General features: G+C 44.2%; 14 protein-coding genes. 10 read left to right on the top strand and 4 right to left on the bottom strand.

Annotated elements, in window-relative coordinates:
* The 4 genes from C1H71_RS03755 to C1H71_RS03740 all read left to right on the top strand — a co-directional run bounded on the left by C1H71_RS03755 (position 1) and on the right by C1H71_RS03740 (position 3,585).
* Positions 1-840, top strand: coding sequence for a carbohydrate ABC transporter permease (locus C1H71_RS03755; RefSeq protein WP_262488387.1), 840 nt, complete (start codon positions 1-3; stop codon positions 838-840).
* 78 nt (positions 841-918) lie between these two features.
* Entirely contained in the window at positions 919-2,019 is a 1,101-nt protein-coding gene (locus C1H71_RS03750) for an ABC transporter ATP-binding protein (RefSeq protein ID WP_130105373.1), read from the top strand.
* Between the two features lie 337 nt (positions 2,020-2,356).
* Positions 2,357-2,896, top strand: coding sequence for a PAAR domain-containing protein (locus C1H71_RS03745; protein WP_130105372.1), 540 nt, complete (start codon positions 2,357-2,359; stop codon positions 2,894-2,896).
* A complete protein-coding gene (locus C1H71_RS03740; RefSeq protein WP_188053571.1) occupies positions 2,896-3,585 on the top strand; it encodes a hypothetical protein in 690 nt (229 codons plus the stop codon). The genes C1H71_RS03745 and C1H71_RS03740 overlap by 1 nt, the downstream gene beginning before the upstream one ends.
* Before the next feature lie 1,278 nt (positions 3,586-4,863).
* On the opposite strand, the gene thrC is transcribed toward C1H71_RS03740, so the two are convergent.
* From thrC to C1H71_RS03725, 3 genes are all read right to left on the bottom strand, one after another.
* The gene (gene thrC / locus C1H71_RS03735; protein WP_130105371.1) at positions 4,864-6,276 is read right to left on the bottom strand and encodes a threonine synthase; all 1,413 of its coding nucleotides are present in this window, start codon (positions 6,274-6,276) and stop codon (positions 4,864-4,866) included.
* Positions 6,277-6,415: 139 nt separating this feature from the next.
* Entirely contained in the window at positions 6,416-7,726 is a 1,311-nt protein-coding gene (locus C1H71_RS03730) for a homoserine dehydrogenase (protein WP_130105370.1), read from the bottom strand.
* A gap of 18 nt (positions 7,727-7,744) precedes the next feature.
* Positions 7,745-8,974 carry a pyridoxal phosphate-dependent aminotransferase gene (locus C1H71_RS03725; protein WP_130105369.1) on the bottom strand — a complete coding sequence of 410 codons (1,230 nt, stop codon included), beginning with the start codon at positions 8,972-8,974 and terminating at the stop codon, positions 7,745-7,747.
* A 152-nt stretch (positions 8,975-9,126) separates the two neighbouring features.
* Here C1H71_RS03725 and C1H71_RS03720 point away from each other — a divergent pair, with 152 nt between their 5' ends.
* Positions 9,127-9,495, top strand: a complete 369-nt coding sequence (locus C1H71_RS03720; RefSeq protein ID WP_130105368.1) for an Mth938-like domain-containing protein — start codon at positions 9,127-9,129, stop codon at positions 9,493-9,495.
* Positions 9,496-9,749: 254 nt separating this feature from the next.
* Entirely contained in the window at positions 9,750-10,952 is a 1,203-nt protein-coding gene (gltS, locus tag C1H71_RS03715) for a sodium/glutamate symporter (protein WP_130105367.1), read from the top strand.
* Between the two features lie 775 nt (positions 10,953-11,727).
* On the opposite strand, the gene C1H71_RS03710 is transcribed toward gltS, so the two are convergent.
* On the bottom strand, positions 11,728-11,931 hold the full coding sequence (locus C1H71_RS03710) for a transposase (RefSeq protein WP_130105366.1): 204 nt from the start codon (positions 11,929-11,931) through the stop codon (positions 11,728-11,730).
* 500 nt (positions 11,932-12,431) lie between these two features.
* On the opposite strand from C1H71_RS03710, the gene C1H71_RS03705 reads away from it, so the two are divergent.
* The 4 genes from C1H71_RS03705 to C1H71_RS03690 all read left to right on the top strand — a co-directional run bounded on the left by C1H71_RS03705 (position 12,432) and on the right by C1H71_RS03690 (position 16,566).
* The gene (locus C1H71_RS03705) at positions 12,432-12,878 is read left to right on the top strand and encodes a Dabb family protein (protein WP_223145978.1); all 447 of its coding nucleotides are present in this window, start codon (positions 12,432-12,434) and stop codon (positions 12,876-12,878) included.
* 640 nt (positions 12,879-13,518) lie between these two features.
* Positions 13,519-13,725 (top strand): hypothetical protein, encoded by a 207-nt coding sequence (locus C1H71_RS03700; RefSeq protein WP_130105365.1) that lies wholly within the window; start codon positions 13,519-13,521, stop codon positions 13,723-13,725.
* Positions 13,726-13,974: 249 nt separating this feature from the next.
* Positions 13,975-14,445 carry a hypothetical protein gene (locus C1H71_RS03695; RefSeq protein ID WP_130105364.1) on the top strand — a complete coding sequence of 157 codons (471 nt, stop codon included), beginning with the start codon at positions 13,975-13,977 and terminating at the stop codon, positions 14,443-14,445.
* A 3-nt stretch (positions 14,446-14,448) separates the two neighbouring features.
* Complete coding sequence (locus tag C1H71_RS03690) at positions 14,449-16,566, top strand: ATP-binding response regulator (protein WP_130105363.1); 2,118 nt, start codon at positions 14,449-14,451, stop codon at positions 16,564-16,566.
* The last annotated feature ends 58 nt before the right edge of the window (positions 16,567-16,624 follow it).

The following is a 16,624-nucleotide window of genomic DNA, read 5'->3' as shown; positions in this document are numbered from 1 at the left end:
ATGGCAATGGGTAAACAACTACAAACCGTCTTGACATTATCAGGGCAATACGCGGGTTTGATTGCGTTTGGTATCTTCACTACATTTCCGTTTATTTGGGCTTTGTCAGTGGCTTTATCGGGAGATCCTTCTAATACATGGCTTTTTCCACGCTCATTTATTCCTACAGATGTGAGTCTGATGTGGTTTAAACGCGTGTTCGATGAAATGCCATTTATGACGTATATGAAGAATTCGACCTTAATGACGATTGAAAGTATTTTGGGCGTTTTAATTGTGTCGATTTTAGCTGGCTATCCGCTAGCGCGTCTTAAGTTTCCAGGCCGTAACTTTATTTTTGTTTCGATTCTAGCCACGATGATGTTGCCATCTGAAGTGGCGATTATTCCTAACTTTATTACTTTAAAGCACATGGGCTTATTGGATACGCATTTAGGGGCAATTATTCCTAACTTTGCCGCGGCGTTCGGTATTTTCTTGATGAAGCAAGCTTTTGAAGCCGTGCCGCAAGATTTAGTTGATGCAGCCCGTGTGGATGGTGCTACTGAGATGCAGATTTTATGGCGGGTAATGGTGCCTGTAACTGGGCCATCTATTGCTGCGCTGGGGATTTTTTCGCTAGTGAATGCTTGGAATGATTATATTTGGCCATCGATTGTCATTTCCTCTCGGGATAAATTGCCATTAGCGGTTGGGGTGTTTAATGACCTAACTGGGCCATTTGCCACCTCATATAGCATGGTGATGGCTGCAATTATTATGACTGTGATTCCTGTATTGATTTTCTTTGCCTTTACCCAGCGTTTCTTTATCGGCGGCATGGATGGCGCGGTTAAATAAAAAATAGCGCCTTATTGGCATGAAATCACCTGCTTATTCGCAGGCCCCCTATTTAGACAGTTTGCAAGGAATCGAGAAATGGCTTCGGTTACGCTCAGTAAAATTAAGAAAAACTACACTAAAGACGTTTGTGTGATTAAAGGTGTAGATCTAGAAATTCAAGATGGTGAGTTTGTAGTGTTTGTTGGCCCTTCGGGCTGTGGTAAATCCACTTTGCTACGCATGATTGCTGGCCTAGAAGACATCACTGAAGGTGAGTTAAGAATTGGTGAGGTAGTGGCCAATGATTTACACGCCTCCAAGCGTGGCATCGCGATGGTGTTTCAGTCTTACGCCCTTTACCCGCATATGAGCGTGTATGAAAACATGGCTTTTGCGCTGAAGCTGGCGGGGACGGATAAAGCGGAGATTGATCAACGTGTGAAAGGTGCTGCCGAAGTGCTGCAAATGACCCACTTGTTAGATCGCAAACCTAAGGCTTTATCAGGTGGACAGCGTCAGCGTGTGGCGATTGGCCGCGCAATTGTTCGTCAGCCTAAAGTATTCTTGTTTGATGAGCCTTTATCTAACTTGGATGCGTCTTTGCGCCTGCAAATGCGTGTTGAGCTCTCTAAGCTGCACCAAGAACTTAAAACCACCATGATCTATGTGACGCATGATCAGGTAGAAGCGATGACTTTGGCGGATCGTATCGTGGTGTTTAATGCGGGGATTATTCAGCAAGTTGGTAGCCCACTAGAGATGTATGAAAACCCATCGAATCTTTTTGTGGCGGGCTTCTTGGGCTCGCCTAAGATGAATTTGCTAGAAGCAGATCTCGTTGCCATTGAAACAGGCTCGGCGCACGTTCGTTTGCCAGAAGGCATTCAGATTCGTGCGGCAGTGAATGCATCTACCTGCAAAGTAGGCGATAAAGTTACCATCGGTATTCGCCCAGAGCATATGCAATTGTCGACAGTGGATGCCGTTAATGCGGTGCCTGCTCGTGTTGATTTGGTTGAGCATTTGGGCGATATCGTGCTGGCTTATATCCAAGTTAAAGGCATCAATGAAATTCTTTGCATGAAGCTGCCTGCTGAATCGGGTTTAATTAAATTCGGTGATTCAATTCATGTAGTATTCCCTGAAAAGAATTGCTTGCTATTTGATGCGCAGGGCTTGGCGCTTAAGCGTGTTTAATTTTTTAAATTGGATATGCAAAAAAGCCCAGCAATTGATTTGCTGGTCTTTTTTTATTGTGCGTTATATTGATGGCGAGCTGTTGGCTGGAGCAAGAAAACTGAGAATGGATTTAACTTTGCTCTGACCCTAGTTATTTAGTTATTCTTTTCTGATCTTGCTTATTACTGGGTATTTTTGTAGAAGAAGCCAAGGCCAAGATCTATGCACTTCCCAGTGCAGAAAGTAAACTAATTACGTAAAGATAACAGACTAGGCAGTACGTTTACTAATTGTCTAAACAGTAAGTGAGGCTTAAAATTTCTGTACTAATTTCGATTCCTCATAGGTAACAAGCGTGAAAAAAGTAATACGTGAAGGTGACAGAACCAGCCACGGCGGCTTGGTGGTTAGCGGGGCTGCACACAGTAACTTTTTTGGCAAAGCCGTTGCACGAGTTGGGGATATGGTTAGCTGCCCTATTCCTGGACACGGCGCTTGCCCAATTATTGAGGGTGACCCTTCGTGGAATGTTGGCGGCAAGCCCGTTGCGTTAGAGGGCCATATGACGGCATGTGGAGCCGTTCTATTCTCCTCTATGCCAGAGGTAGATCGTTCGTATGAAGGCAACGGTGCGGCCTCATCAGGCTCAGCTAGAGCAATAGTCGCTAAAGCACTAACTGCCGCCTCAGCTCTTGCCGCCACATCCGGTAAATTCGACCAACACTTTCTATTGCATGATGAGATAACTGGCGCACCGCTAGTAAACCGGATGTACCGCATTAAGTGGAGCGGCGGGACAATAGAGGGCCGTACCGATGAACATGGCCATACTCAGAAAACCAGTAGTGGCACAGCTGAAGAAATCACCATTGAAATATTCGCGGAGAATGCTTAATGCTTCCCTTTGTGCCTATTGCAGTAATCACTGCCACAATGACTTTAAAATCTGACACATCGCCTGTAAAGGTTAAAGTTAATAAACCCAGAGGAACTTTATATTGGGGTGGAGCTGGGCTTGATGGTGATTACGTTAAACCTCAAATAGCCGCATTCATAAAAGCAGGAATTACACACTGTTTTGTAGGTAAAACCAATTCAAGCACGCAAACAATAGGCCAACTCGGAACACTTGTAGACGCACTACGCGCGGGTATTGATATTAGGTATGAGGATAATGGCCCTTGGACACTTGGCGGTATGGATGCTCCTGCGGAACAGTTCAATATGATAGGTTATTCATACGGCTCTTTACTCGCGGCACAAACAGCTAATTTTTATGCAAAACATGGACACTCAATTGACCACCTAGTCTTAATTGGTAGCCCGATTGATTTAGGTTTCTTAAATACCCTAAAAGAAAATAAGAATATCAAGAAAATTGTAATCATAGATTTAAAGCAACATGGCGATCCTATTTACGCGGGAATTACACAGTTTGAACTAATAGAAAATGCCATCACATTAAAAACACAAATGGGCAGCAATAAAGGAGAAGGACACTTCTACTACGCCCATGTGGTAGCAGATAGTTCGCGACGGTGGGAAGAACTCGCTAAACGCCTATATGGTGAAGGTTTAAGATGATGGCTACATTACCTCGTGGCGTAATCCCGTCTTGGCTTAGCATAGTAACTGGATGCTTATTAGTCCCTCTAACCGTCTGGTATATATTTTATTTATTAGGTGCGGAAATGACTAAGGGTTCTGTATACACGGGGCCGGTCGGTGCAACGAATGCCGTTTATTTCTTTTGCGGATTAACCCTCAGCCTTGTATCTACTTTTTCCGCTTACCTTGTATATATGCTTGCTAGCAAAGGCTCTAAAGAACGTGCTAGGACTTGGAGAGTTTGGCTAGGCTCTCATACTATATTTGTAATAGGCTCGATTACTGGGGGAATGATTATTAATTTTCGTATGGTATAAGGCCGTAAGTCGCAATGCATTTGTAGGGCGTAATAAGTCTGGTGATTTTTCCAGACGCATTACGCCGTATGAGTTAAATCGAAACGCCGGTGTTGGATTATTCCGCACTGGTTTTTTTATCGTGTGTAATTAAATAAAAAAGATTTATATGTTTAGTGCCTTCGGCACATTGATTTAGGTGCGGGAGTCCCCCGCAGGGGACTCCCTTTCTTGAACGGCCAAGAAAGGAAGCAAAGAAGGCCGCCCCACGAAACACGAAAGCCCCTGCGCTGCGGACAATCGAGTCGGCGGCGGGCGGGATTGGCTCGTTCCTCGCTCCCTTGCCGAAACCCCGCCCCGCTTGTTTCTCGCTACGGCGTGTTTCAAGGGGAGACTTAAGCCCCGTGCGATGAGTTGAGGTATGAAGTCACTGGAGTGAAAATATGTCAAAGTCAAAGTCCTGTGGAGGGGTAGATTTCTCAATCCCCGCTGAACGATGGTGGAGATGCAACAAAGCCCTTGCTTATTTACTGATTACCTAGCTGAATACTCCGCCAATTGAGGGTTAGGCCTCCGGCTAACCCGCCCTCAGGGCTCGTCAGCAAACCGCAGCAAGATATAATAACCACACTCTTTGCGCTGGGGTTTATACCCCCCTTGAAGCACGCCGAAGCGAGGAATAAGCGGGGCGGGGTTTTGGAAAAGGGGTAGCGAGGCAGCGAGCGAGTAGCCTTTTTCGCCGAGCCGATTATCCGCAGTGAGGGGCTTTCGTGCTGTTTGGGGCGGCCTTCTTTGGCTTCGTTTCTTGGCCGTTCAAGAAAGGAAGGCCCCTGCGGTGGCTACCGCTCCAAAATCAATGTGCCGAAGGCACTAAAAAGGTCTTTTTGCTTAATGGCAATGCAGCGGGTAAAAGCGGTGCGCAAGAAAATCGACTTGCACACCTTACGAACATTAGGTTTTAGTCCTTAATCCGTTCCACCAAATAAGCCTTAAGCGCCGCCACATTTGCTTCCAGTACATCAAAGCGTTGCGGTAAGTCTTCGAGGCCGACCAGTGCGGCTGGGCGCTGCGGTTTTTGGCCGATGGCTTCCAACATGGTGTCTTCAAACTTGGCGGGAAGGGCCGTTTCTAGGATCACCATGGCGATGTTTGCATCGCGATGCTCTAGTGCCGCTTTGAAACCGTCGGCGGTGTGTGGATCGATCTCTCGGCCATAGTTTGCAAATACGCTGCGGATATTACTCAGCCTATCGTCATGCGTGCTGCGGCTTGATCTAAAGCCATATACATCGTGCATTTTGCTAAAGTTTTCTTTAGATAGCTGAAAACCCTTGCCTGCATCAATGCCCGACCATAAATCGGCCAGCGTATCGGCATCGCGCCCTAGTAAATCAAATACAAAGCGCTCTAAATTAGAAGCCTTGGTGATATCCATCGAAGGGCTGGAGGTTTCATAGGTGCGATCCAAACCACGCGGGTGGTAGCCACCGCTGCTAAAAAACTCGTCTAGCACGTCGTTTTCATTGGTGGCTACAATCAGTTTGCGGATCGGCAAGCCCATTTGCCTTGCCATATGGCCCGCACAGATGTTGCCAAAGTTGCCGGAGGGCACGCAAAAATCGACCGGCTCGCCAACGGTTCTTGCCACAGCAAAATAGCCCTTAAAGTAGTAGCAAATTTGCGCAACTACACGGCCCCAATTGATAGAATTTACCGCGCCAATTTTATATTTTTGCTTAAAATCAGCATCGTTATTGATGGCTTTTACCATATCTTGGCAGGCATCAAACATACTTGTAACCGCAATATTATGGATATTGGGCTCTTGTAGGCTGAACATTTGGGCACGCTGAAAAGGGCTCATTTTGCCAGCGGGGCTGAGCATAAATACATTCACGCCTTTTTTGCCGCGCATGGCGTATTCGGCTGCGGAGCCGGTGTCGCCTGAAGTAGCGCCAACAATATTGATCTGCCGGTTGTCACGCGCCAGTACGTATTCAAACAAATTGCCCAAGAGCTGCATTGCCATATCTTTAAACGCCAGCGTTGGGCCGTTGGAAAGCTGCTGCAGATAGAGGTTTTTTTCGAGAGTAATCACCGGCGTAATGTCGGCAGAGCCAAATACTTCGCTGGTGTAAGTTTTTGCGACGAGGGCTTTAAGATCTGCTGCCGGAATATCATCCACAAACAGGCTGATAATCTCAAACGCTAGCTCGGGATAGGGCAGGGTAGCCAGCTGCGTAAGCTTGGCAAGATCTAGCTTTGGGCAGACTTCAGGCATAACCAAGCCGCCATCAGGAGCAAGGCCACCCAGCAAGATTTCAGAAAATGATTTAGGCGGCATACCGCCGCGAGTAGAGATATAGCGCATGGTTGCCTCTGATTTTTTAACCTTAAATCCGTGGTGTGTAGGGTGGCACGCTTTTGTGCTTACGCGATCAGTTTTAATGAGACTGGCTGCATAAGCAGGCAAACACGCGTGGGCCACAGCTGCCCACCCTACTCTTGGTTTAGCCGTTTAAATGCTCAAGGCGTAAGCGCACGACTGCACCGGTGATGCTGCTTAGTGCTTCAATCCCTTTGATGGCGGTGTTGATGCGTTTTTCAACCGCCAGATGCGTGATGATAATGATATCGGCGCGATCTTCTTTATCGATTGGGCGCTGCAGCATGGCCTCGATCGAAATACCGTTGTCGGCCAAGAGGCGAGTGATATCGGCCAGAACCCCTGGCTTGTCTTGGGTATTGATGCGCAGGTAGTAGCAGGTTTCAATTTCTTCGATCGGCAGAATCGGCAGGTCGGCCATTTGTGATGGCTGGAAAGCCAGATGTGGCACGCGCTGTTCTGGGTCTGCAGTGTGCAGACGGGTGATATCCACCAGATCAGCAATCACCGAAGAGGCCGTTGGCTCGGCACCCGCACCAGGGCCGTAATACATGGTGGCGCCTACGGCATCGCCTTTCACTAATACCGCATTCATCACGCCGTCTACATTGGCGATCAGGCGGCTGGCAGGAATCAGGGTTGGGGCAACGCGCAGCTCAATGCCTTGCTCGCGGCGGCGAGTCATGCCCAGCAATTTAATCCGGTAGCCTAGCTCTTGCGCGTATTGGATATCAATCGCGGACAGCTTACTGATGCCTTCTAGGTAAGCTTTATCAAACTGCACCGGAATCCCAAAGGCAATGGCGCTCATAATGGTGAGCTTATGCGCGGCATCGTGGCCTTCGATATCAAATGTAGGGTCAGCTTCGGCGTAGCCTAGGCGCTGCGCTTCTTTCAGAACATCGGCAAACGCCAGCCCTTTATCGCGCATTTCTGTCAGGATAAAGTTAGAAGTGCCATTGATAATGCCCGCCACCCATTCAATTTTATTGGCGGTAAGGCCCTCACGCAGCGCTTTAATCACAGGGATACCACCGGCCACGGCGGCTTCAAACGCCACCATCACGCCTTTTTCGGTAGCACGGGCAAAGATCTCATTGCCGTGTTCGGCGATGAGTTTTTTATTAGCGGTGACCACATGCTTGCCATTGGCAATAGCGGCTAAAACTAAATCTTTGGCAATGGTGGTGCCACCAATTAACTCAACCACAATGTCGATATCTGGGTTGTTCACTACGTCCATGGCGTTGTCGGTGAGGGTGATATTGTCACCACAAATTTCCCGAGCACGAACAAGATCACGGTTGGCAGCCATGGTAATGACAATCGGTCTGCCTGCACGGCGGGTGATCTCGATTGCATTACGTTTTAGAACGGTAACCGTTCCGCCGCCTACGGTGCCAACACCGCATAAACCAACATTGATGGGATTCATTTGTTATTCCTTTATTTATTAAGCTGTGCCGTGACGTTTTCGATAGTTTTCTAAGAAGCGGGCAATACGGGCAATGGCATCGGTTAGATCATCAAGGTTGGGTAAGAACACCACGCGGAAATGATCAGGCTGTTGCCAGTTAAAGCCTGTGCCTTGCACTAGCAGCACTTTCTCTTCTTGTAATAGCTCTAAAATAAACTGCTGATCATCGCTAATTGGGTAAATAGCCGGATCCAGCTTGGGGAACATATACAGTGCTGCTCTTGGTTTTACGCAGCTCACTCCTGGGATCGCCGTAAGGAGCTGGTAGGCCAGATCGCGTTGCTTAGCGAGTCTGCCGGTGGGTTTTACTAAATCATTAATACTCTGATATCCGCCTAGCGCCGTTTGGATAGCATATTGCGCTGGCACATTGGCACAGAGCCGCATAGTAGCGAGGATATTCAGTCCCTCGATATAATCTTTGGCTATTTTCTTATTGCCCGAAACAAACATCCAGCCAGATCTAAAGCCACAAGCACGGTAGTTTTTGGATAGGCCGTTAAAGGTAACAAACAAAATATCATTGGCTAAAGAGGCAATCGAAGTGTGCTCTGCACCGTCGTAGAGCACTTTATCGTAGATTTCATCTGCGTAAATAATCAGGCTATGTTCACGTGCAATTTGAATAATGTCTTTCAGTAGCGAATCTGGGTACAACGCGCCGGTTGGATTATTTGGGTTGATAATCACAATGGCTTTAGTTTTATCGGTGATTTTGCTGCGGATATCATCTAGCGACGGATACCATTCATTGGCCTCATCACACAGATAATGTCGTGGCGTGCCACCAGCTAGGCTCACTGCTGCGGTCCAGAGCGGGTAATCCGGCATAGGCACCAGTACTTCATCACCATCATTGAGCAGGCCCTGCATGGCCATCACGATCAGCTCGGATGCGCCGTTGCCGATATAGATATCGTCTACAGTCACATCGGCAATATTTTTGGCCTGGGTGTAATGCATGATGGCTTTGCGTGCCTGAAATAGCCCTTTGGAATCCACATAACCTGCGGCATTGGGCAGATTACGGATCACGTCTTGAACGACTTCTTCGGGCGCATCAAAACCAAATGGCGCTAAATTACCAATATTAAGCTTGATAATCCGCTGGCCTTCTTCCTCCATCTGACGCGCTCGTTCAGGAACTGGCCCGCGAATCTCGTAACAGACATTTTGTAATTTGTTTGATTTAAGAATGGAAGTCATGGCTGCGGCTAAATAAGCTAGGGAGAACGTATTCTAGCGAAAGATTGCGCTGTACTGCACTTATTGTGCTTACGAAAACATAAAAATGAATACAAAGCCGTGCTGCTTGAGCAATAAGTTAAAATAGCCAGCATATTAAAAGGACAATCACCATGAAATTACAACATACCGCTGTAGAAAATCTGAACCAGTTCTCAGGTTATGGAGATGATTTTGTGCGGGTGAATACCGAGCAACATCAAGGCAATGTGCTGGTAACAGCTAGCGAGGTTCACGTTTGGCGGCCTTTGGGCTTTGATGATTTAACTGAGGCCGATTTTAGCGCCGTGCTGGCGTATAAACCTGAAGTTATTTTATTGGGCACAGGAAAAACCATTCGCTTTCCTCATCCGCAACTCTATAGTGCACTAGCAGCGGCGCATATTGGGCTGGATGTGATGGATACCGGCGCACTTTGCCGCACCTTTAATATTTTGACGTCGGAAAATCGTAAGGTGGTCGCGCTGATTGTGCATAATTAATCCATTAGGGTGTAATTGGCTAAATAATTGAAATAATTTATTCCATTCGAGTATTTGTTTGGCATAAATTGTATTTTATATCTATTTGGTCTTGGTTATTTTTACCTTTATGACAAATTTAGCGATTTAAGTCGGGTTTTCCTCGCTTGTTTTTAAGAAGAATGGCTTGTTTAATCACGGTCTGAATAAAATAGCTAAATATTCTTATGTAATATTTGAATGTCATTTGTTATGTAAAGACAATAAGGATGAATATGCTTCAACTTGATTTTTATGGCACCTTGGTCGCCGCCTCGCTGGTTTTATTGCTGGGGCGGAAAATTGTTGAATGGTCGCCCCCGCTGCGTAATTACAGTATTCCAGAGCCGGTGGTCGGTGGTTTATTAGTCGCTACTTTGTTGTTGCTTGGACGGCTGAGTTTTGGTACAGAAGTGAAGTTTGATACCGGCATGCAAACGCCGTTGATGCTCGCATTCTTTGCCAGTATCGGCCTGAATGCAGATTTTGCTAGCCTGAAAAAGGGTGGCCGCACCCTTGTGATCTTTACTTGTGTGGTGGTTGCCATGCTGGTTATGCAAAACATAGTCGGGATTGCCGCCGCTAGCGCGATGGGCATCAACCCTCTGCTTGGCCTATTGGGCGGATCAATTACCATGTCGGGCGGGCATGGAACGGGGGCGGCGTGGAGTACGGTGTTTAGCGAGAAATATGGCTTAGCCTCTGCCACCGAAGTTGCCATAGCCTGCGCGACATTTGGCCTAGTGATGGGCGGCTTGATTGGCGGGCCAGTTGCACGTTATCTGGTTAAAAAAGTAAAAACGCCCGGCTCTGAGCACAATAGTGATGAAACCCCAACGCCTTTTGAGCAGCCACACGCGGTACGCTTAATTACCTCACAGGTGTTTATTGAAACACTGGCCTTAATCGCCGTCAGTTTAATGGCAGGCTCAGCATTAGCCGGCGTGTTAAAAGGCACGGCTTTTGAATTGCCTAGCTTTGTTTGTGTATTGTTTATTGGCGTTATGCTCAGAAACGGCTTATCGGCACTCGGCCTTTATCAAGTCTTTGATCGCGGCGTATCGGTATTGGGCAATGTGAGCTTATCGCTGTTTTTAGCTATGGCCTTAATGACACTGCGCTTGTGGGAATTAGGCTCATTAGCCCTGCCTATGCTCGGTATTTTGGCGCTGCAAGCCAGCGTAATGGCGCTATTCGCCATCTTTGTCACTTTCCGCGTAATGGGCAAAAACTACGATGCTGTCGTTTTCGCTGCCGGTAACTGCGGCTTTGGCTTGGGCGCTACGCCCACCGCCATTGCCAATATGCAAGCCGTAACCGAACGCTTCGGCCCCTCGCACATCGCCTTCTTAGTTGTGCCTATGGTTGGCGCATTCTTTATTGATATTGCTAATGCTATTTTGATTAAGCTATTTTTGTTATTGCCGCTTTATGGGTGATTCGTTTGAATAGCTGTGAGAAAAAAGAAAAAAAGCTCTGCCAATTTGGCGGGGCTTTTTTTATGTAATGTAGATAAAATTTCTGTTTAAATAACAAAATATTATTTATTTTCTGTCTATTTTTGTAAAAGTATCGAAGTAAATGAGAGTCGTTTTTTTATTACGTGGTAATATGTCGTCGATTTTGAAGTGACTTCCAATAAATTTTTGCATAATAAAAAATGTCGCTGCTTTGATTGATTATTATTTTAAGAGTAAGAATTTTAAAAAAGTATTTTTCTTCCTCACTATTATGCTCAGTTGTAAATCATCTTTTGCAGGTAGCCAGTTTTATGTTGTAGGGTATTTGGTTTGTTTGTAAGCAGATCAAGTGATGCGACCGCTAATTTTACTTCTCGTAGTGACTTCCTAATAGTGTGTAATTTAAATTCCGAGTGGAAAGGGGTTTCTATTACAATATGTGCCGCATGGTTTTTTGTATTAAAGGTAAGTGTTTCTAGGTAGAGTGAAATGACTTTACATTACCTTGATGCCCCAAGTTGCAATGTGATTCCCATATATCAAAGCGCCCCTGCCCCATACTATGTCATGTTAAATAACTAAATTCTCTATAAATTAGTGAGTATTTAAAATAATGTTTATGCTACCTGTAATTCCTCAATTGTTTTAGGCTCAATGAGTCGGTCCGGGTTGAGTTGCACTTCGTCTTGCCAGCTCCAGTTCCGGGTCATGTTACGCCACCGTTCAGGCCGCGCTTGCAGGCGGGCGGCGTTTTTTAATAGCGCTTTGTTCTACCCTTGATGCCGTTGCGATGATGTTCGGGCACGGGGCGGCCTTCTTGGCGAAGTTGATTTCGCCAGTTGTACAACGTGGCTTCGGAGAGATTTTCTTGCAGAGCCAACTGCCGGATGCTGATTGGATTCGGAGCAAGCATTTTGCTTACAATGCCCTCCTTACGAGCCTTGGGAATACGCGGCATGATAAATAACCGGCCCCCTGTGTTAGTTGGAATCCCTAAAAATGGAGTATCTCAACTATCTTGGCACAGGGGAGGTGGTACTTCATTTCACCCATTCTGTGATCAGCATCGCTGTTGCACTTACTTGTTTAACTTGCTCAGTAAGAAGTTGGCTAAGGGTATCTTTATGGTATCGGTATTTTATTACATTGGCATAAGTGGTTATTTAAGTAGGATGCTCGTTCTACTTATGTTTTTTAAAGATAGGTAAGCAAGAGGCATTATCTGGTATACATTTGTGCTATATGCTTTAAAGTAGGGCATTAGAATCAGATGTTTTTGATTGTTTTTTAGGTTAAAAACAACGATTATTATGCGTGGTATATTGCAATTCATTTATTAATCATGGAGCTGTTTATATGATAAATTTAATCCGGATGCCCGTGTTATCAGTTGTTGCAATGATAGCCGCTTGTTATTCAATGCCTGCTTTGAGTGCCACGTCTTTGGAGGAGGTTTCAGTGATTAATCAGCAAGATAAGTTGAAAAAAGAATTAGATTCTGTTGGTGCGGCACGTTTTACCCATTCAGATTATAAAAAAGGCCAGCTTCGGCATATTGTTCTGTTTCGGTATAAGCCTTCTGTCAATGCAGAGCAGCGCCTAGAAGTAACTAATCGTTTTATGGCATTACAAAAGTCGCTAAGAAACAATAAGCCTTATATTTCTTCAATTGAAGAAGGTTTGCAAAGTAGTGGTGAAAATGCAGATCAGGGCTTAGAGCAGGCTTTTCAGGTTACGTTTAATTCGGAAGGCGATCGTAATTACTATGTGGGTGAGCCAATTGTTACTGATGCTCGGTACTATGATTTAGCGCATCAGAAATTTAAGGCGTTTGTAGGGCCGCTACTTGCGCTGCAGGGTGTGCTTGTTTTTGATTATACGGTGAACACTAAGAGTCATAAATAAAATAGATTGCTAAATACTGTTGTTTGTTTTTATATAAAATTTATATGTGGTAGTACGAATTTTTTATTGGGGCCATTGGCAATAAAATTCGTGCTGTGATGTGTAATTTAACGATTAAATATATTGAATTAATTTTTATTTTTTTATGGGGTAATCAGGGGTGTCGATTTTTAATTTATGATTTAAGTTGAGACAGACTTAATATCTTACGTTCCTTTGCTGAGTTGAATATAGCTATGGAGGGTATTTAGATTGATGTCCCTGATAAAATAAATTGCATGCCTGATAATGTTTTTGTGTTCAGGCGCAGAGAGGCTGAGTTAACAGTTACCTGATGATGTCTCTTGCTCAGCCACGCTTTCACACGCGCATGATCCGGCCTGAGTAAGGTAAGTGTGGAATAAGGGCCCTCCACGTCAAAACCAATTAAATCGTCTGAAATTAGTACTGCCGTAGAGGTTACTCAATCAAGGGTTTCGGAGTAAGAGACATGATCAGGAACCGCATATTGCTTTAAAAATGTAGCCAACCCAAAGGGCTGGGCCGGAAAATGGCGATTCACTGCATTATGCTCATCGACAATAAGCCGTTATTGCCTTCGTCACATGCCTTGTGCCAGGCCATTTTCCGGCTCAGAGCAATGGCGAATGAAACGTCAACAGGCTCTAGTGTGGTAAAAGATGCCCGTACGGCTAATTTACGTAAAGGTGATGTTAAATCACTGGCCGAACGAGATGATTCCGCCGCAGAAATTACGGTTTTTTTACAGGCAGGTATTGTTGGCTTCTTTACCGATGATTTATCTATTGGCCGTGCTGTAATGGATACCTATTTGGGTAAAAAATAAGCGGTATGTGCAGCTTACAATCAATGATATAAAACTGCTCAATCTGCTGCAGATACTTTAGTTAGTGAGCCATATTGTTATAAATAAAAAAGCATCGTTTGTAAGTGATGCTTTTTTTATGTGTAAGTTAGTAAGTTACTGTTTGAATAGAGGTGAGACAACGGCTATTTTTGCAAAAGGCTCATGCTTACAAGTTGTTGTTTTTTACTTTACAATGTGGATAGATTTTTTGTGTTTAAGGATGAATGGATGTTTCGGATTGTTGTTTTGAGTTTGTGTCTCTTGCTATATGTCAATCAAGCAGCTGCCGCGTCTAATAATATTATTCTTTCTGTTAGTTCTAAATCAGGGCCAAGTGTAGAGCTTGATGATGCAGCACTGGCCAAGTTGCCACAACAAAAAATGCGAATCCCTACACCGTGGTTCTCTACTGAGCAAACTTTTGAAGGGCCTTTATTACGTGATGTTTTAAAGCTAGCTAATATTAAAAATGGCAATATTAAATTAGTTGCACTAAATGATTATGAAATTTCAATTCCTGTAGTTGATGCATTTCAATACGAGGTGATTGTTGCTAGAAAACGCAATGATAAATTAATGACTATTCGTGATAAAGGGCCACTATTTATTATGTACCCTTTCCAAAATCATGCTGAATTAAGAATTACAGAATATTTTCGCCGTTGTAGTTGGCAGCTACGTAAAATTAAAGCCGATTAACTCATGACTCGATTTAGATTGATTTTAAGCTTTGTATGCATCGTGCTGATTGTAAATTTCAGCCTGATTGTGCATTTTGAATTAGAGCAAAAAAGAGAGCTTGAACGTGTAAATCAATTGGGAATGGATAATCAGCTCTGGCAGTTTTTCCAACTCAGCAGCGAATATGCGCGTTTACGTGAAGCATTACAGTATGGTGATCGGCATCAGCTAGATGAGATTAATTTACGCTTTGATATCTATTTTAGCCGAATTAATGGTTTTGCTAATAATCAAGTAAAACTGCCTTCTTCAGTCAGTAAAGAAGCTCTTGATATGGCTTTATTAAAGCCCTTGGTTGATTACATTCATTTTGGTGTGGAAATACTTAAGCATGATCCAATAAATAAAACGAATTGGATCCTTCTTAATCAAAGAACCAAAGAGCAGCAGGAAGCAGTTAACAATCTGATTCAGGCCGCTCGTAGTCATGATTCAAGATCGATTGACGATTATCGAAAAAACATTATGTACTGGGGCGAGTTGCGTATTCTATTAGCCACAACACAAATTATTATTTTATTGTTATTTGCAGCCTTGGGCGTTTATGCCCTTTGGAAAACCGAAACTAGCCGTAAAAAGCTTGCTGAGTTTGCTGTTACATTACAAGAAGCTAGGTTGCAAGCGGATGTAGCCAATGCGGCTAAAAGTCGGTTTTTGGCCCATATTAGCCATGAAATTAGAACGCCACTTACTTCAATACTTGGCTATACCGATCGACTTTTACGTAAAAAAACACTGGATAAAGAGGGTAGGCGTGAGATTGGCTATATTGAAAATAGCGGTACGCATTTATTAAGCTTACTCAATAATGTATTGGATTTATCTAAGTCAGAACAGAATAAAATTTCATTGATTATTGAGACCATCAGCTTAAAACAGCTAAGGCTTGAGCTTGAGGCCATGTTTAATATGATGGCGAAAGAAAAAGGCTTAAGATTTAATGTTTTTTTTGATGATGGTTTAGAAATTGATTTAAGTTTAGATGCTGGGAAACTGCGTCAAATTTTAATTAATTTACTAGGTAATAGCCTTAAGTTTACTCAACGTGGTGCTATTAGCTTAACGCTTTATGGTGAGTATGGAGTGGATTGTTATCTTTTGCATGCTGCGGTTGTCGATACTGGTTGTGGGATTAAAGCAGAAGATCAATCTTTGATTTTTTCCCCCTTTGAGCAGAGTAAATTGGGTCAATTAGCGGGGGGAACGGGGCTGGGTTTGTCTTTAAGCCGTGATTACGCTCGCTTAATGAAGGGTGATATTATTTTTAGTAGCCAAGAAGGGGAGGGGAGTGAGTTTATCGTTACTATTGAAACCCAAGTGGTCACGGCATCGGTTGGCACTTCACTTATTGGCCAATCGCAACAGCCATCCTTAATGGGGCGCATTATCTTGGTGGTGGAAGATGAAACGATTAATCGTGAAATGATTTGTGGCATTTTGCAGGATTTCGGTGCAACCACTCTACAGGCTTGTAATGGCTTTGAAGCTATTTTTCAGGTTAAGCAACATCCAGCCATTGATAGCATAATTATGGATTATCAGATGCCCCAAATGGATGGGATGGCTGCAGCAGGTATTTTGCGGCAGCAGCAATGGAAAAAACCGATTTACTTAGTATCAGCAAGTCCATTAGAAGAGTTGCAGCAGGAGGCTGGTTTTGTGGCTTTTAGCGGGCATTTAAGAAAGCCGTTTAAAATTGATGAATTGCTTTTGTTGTTAGGTAAATGGCAAGACAATAATTATAAGCAAGCGGGCGGCTTATTAGATTATCAAACGGCGATTCATTCATTAGGATTTAAATTTGAGCGTTATTTAGCTTTATGCCAAAGAGGCTTAAACCGTGTGGCTGAGTTAGAGCTACTATATAAATCGGCGCTTAAGCAGCAGGAGTTAAATGAGGCGGTGCGGTACGCTCATAGTGCTAAAGGAATTGCGCTACAAATTGGCGCAATTATCTTAGGTCAACATTGGTCTGCACTTGAGGTAGAGCCTGATTATGCTGTAATAGCAGTGCTTAACCAGGTGCGTGAGGATACGCAGAAAGAGCTTGATAAATTACAATATATGCCAATTGTTTAATTGCTATTTAAGCCGCTGATGTTTTTTTTATCTGTAAAGTTCTACCTGTGCTTTTATA

The sequence above is a fragment of the Iodobacter fluviatilis genome (genome assembly GCF_004194535.1).
Taxonomy (GTDB): domain Bacteria; phylum Pseudomonadota; class Gammaproteobacteria; order Burkholderiales; family Chitinibacteraceae; genus Iodobacter; species Iodobacter fluviatilis_A.
The sequence above is the reverse complement of the archived record's forward strand: the minus strand, read 5'-3'. Positions and strand labels throughout refer to the sequence as shown.

What these genes read in the sequence shown, in the direction of transcription:
- C1H71_RS03755 (WP_262488387.1), top strand. Translation starts at nt 1, where the DNA reads ATGGCAATGGGTAAACAACTACAAACCGTCTTGACATTATCAGGGCAA.
- C1H71_RS03750 (WP_130105373.1), top strand. Translation starts at nt 919, where the DNA reads ATGGCTTCGGTTACGCTCAGTAAAATTAAGAAAAACTACACTAAAGAC.
- C1H71_RS03740 (WP_188053571.1), top strand. Translation starts at nt 2,896, where the DNA reads ATGCTTCCCTTTGTGCCTATTGCAGTAATCACTGCCACAATGACTTTA.
- thrC (WP_130105371.1), bottom strand. Translation starts at nt 6,276, where the DNA reads ATGCGCTATATCTCTACTCGCGGCGGTATGCCGCCTAAATCATTTTCT.
- C1H71_RS03730 (WP_130105370.1), bottom strand. Translation starts at nt 7,726, where the DNA reads ATGAATCCCATCAATGTTGGTTTATGCGGTGTTGGCACCGTAGGCGGC.
- C1H71_RS03725 (WP_130105369.1), bottom strand. Translation starts at nt 8,974, where the DNA reads ATGACTTCCATTCTTAAATCAAACAAATTACAAAATGTCTGTTACGAG.
- C1H71_RS03720 (WP_130105368.1), top strand. Translation starts at nt 9,127, where the DNA reads ATGAAATTACAACATACCGCTGTAGAAAATCTGAACCAGTTCTCAGGT.
- gltS (WP_130105367.1), top strand. Translation starts at nt 9,750, where the DNA reads ATGCTTCAACTTGATTTTTATGGCACCTTGGTCGCCGCCTCGCTGGTT.
- C1H71_RS03710 (WP_130105366.1), bottom strand. Translation starts at nt 11,931, where the DNA reads ATGCCGCGTATTCCCAAGGCTCGTAAGGAGGGCATTGTAAGCAAAATG.
- C1H71_RS03700 (WP_130105365.1), top strand. Translation starts at nt 13,519, where the DNA reads ATGGCGAATGAAACGTCAACAGGCTCTAGTGTGGTAAAAGATGCCCGT.
- C1H71_RS03695 (WP_130105364.1), top strand. Translation starts at nt 13,975, where the DNA reads ATGTTTCGGATTGTTGTTTTGAGTTTGTGTCTCTTGCTATATGTCAAT.
- C1H71_RS03690 (WP_130105363.1), top strand. Translation starts at nt 14,449, where the DNA reads ATGACTCGATTTAGATTGATTTTAAGCTTTGTATGCATCGTGCTGATT.